The sequence below is a fragment of the Pedobacter arcticus A12 genome (genome assembly GCF_000302595.1).
Taxonomy (GTDB): domain Bacteria; phylum Bacteroidota; class Bacteroidia; order Sphingobacteriales; family Sphingobacteriaceae; genus Pseudopedobacter; species Pseudopedobacter arcticus.
This window is the reverse complement of sequence record NZ_AKZJ01000023.1, coordinates 1-1,388: the sequence shown is the minus strand read 5'-3', so window position 1 is coordinate 1,388 and position 1,388 is coordinate 1. Positions and strand designations below refer to the sequence as shown.

Here is a 1,388-nt window from a genome sequence, read left to right as displayed (position 1 = left end):
AATGTCTCGTCCTGAAATAGCGTTACAGTTTTTACAAGAATAATAATTTTAAATAGCATTGTGGTTTTCCACGATGCTATTTTTTGTTTTATACGTTCTGATTCTAACAGTTCTTTGTCTGTGCATCTGATCTGGAGTATTCATGAAACAACTCCAATGTGGTCTTTCCCCATTGTAAATATCGATTGATTGGGCAATCAGTTTTTTCATCAATTGTATGTCAGTTATCTGAATTCCACGAATAAATTCCTGTTTCAGTATCCCATTGATCCGTTCAGCGGCTGCATTTTGATAGGGGTCGTATCTTTCCGTCATGCTGCACAGAATTCGGCTGTCAGCCAATAGTCCCTGATACTCATCGCAGCAATATTGCAGTCCCCTGTCAGAGTGATGTATCAGCTCTTCATCTTTGAATCTGCGGTTTTTCAGGGCGTGTTTAATTGCACAGACCGCTCCGGTGGCATGAAGACTTTCTGAAACGTCATGCCCCATAATCCTCTTGGAATAGAGATCTGTTACAAGGGACAGGTACATCGGGTTCTTTCTTGTCCCGATGTAGGTAATGTCTGATACCCAGACCTGTTCGGGTCTGTCCACCCTGAGATGTTCAACCAAATTTTTATGCTTACGGAATCTGTGATGGGAATCTGTAGTGATGTGATATTGCCTTTTGGGAACAATGTCCAGATGGTTGGCTTTCATTATCCTGAAAAGTTTATCCCTTCCGATTCCTAGGTTCTGTAACTCTGGACAAAGCATATGGTAGAGTTTCCGGGTGCCTAGCCTGGGCATACGCATGCGCACTTCCAGCACCAGTGCTGTTACTTTTTGGGCAACAGTTCTTTTGTTATTCAGTGAATTTATAGCCCGGTAATAAAGTTGTCTGTTCATCCCAAGCAATCTACAGACGCCGCTCAACGATTCTTTTTGTTCTGACTTGAACCGCTGGACTGTTTGGGTAAGTACTTTTTTCTGATGGGGATATTGAATTCTTCTTCCGCAATATCTATCATCATATCAAAGAAGATGGCTTTCTTATCCGTGAAATCAAGCTTTTTCTCCAGTTCGGCTTTCTGCTTCTCTAGCAGTTTTACTTTCTGCTCCAGTTCTAGGAGTTTCTGTTCGGGGCTTTTTGACATAGTCTGAGGGGTCCTGTTTTCCCAATCAAAGTTACCATGTTTTCTCAGCCAATTACTAATTGTGGCATCTCCCTGAATACCGTATTTGCGTTGAGCTTCCTTTTTCCCTAAAAGCCCACGTTCGATCTCCTCAATCACCTTCAGCTTAAAAGAAAAACTGTAATCTTTCGAACTTCTTCTAACATGTTCATTCTCTGCTTCTTCTTTCATAACATTACTTTTTGTGTAACGCTATTTCAGGACGGGACA

The 1,388-nt window shown here is 41.6% G+C and carries 2 protein-coding genes; both read right to left on the bottom strand.

Features of this window, described 5'->3' with window-relative positions:
- Positions 1 to 48 precede the first annotated feature (48 nt).
- On the bottom strand, positions 49 to 900 hold the full coding sequence (locus B176_RS0101390) for an IS3 family transposase (protein WP_040539729.1): 852 nt from the start codon (positions 898 to 900) through the stop codon (positions 49 to 51).
- Between the two features lie 14 nt (positions 901 to 914).
- Complete coding sequence (locus B176_RS21250; RefSeq protein ID WP_017256978.1) at positions 915 to 1,349, bottom strand: transposase; 435 nt, start codon at positions 1,347 to 1,349, stop codon at positions 915 to 917.
- Positions 1,350 to 1,388 lie beyond the last annotated feature (39 nt).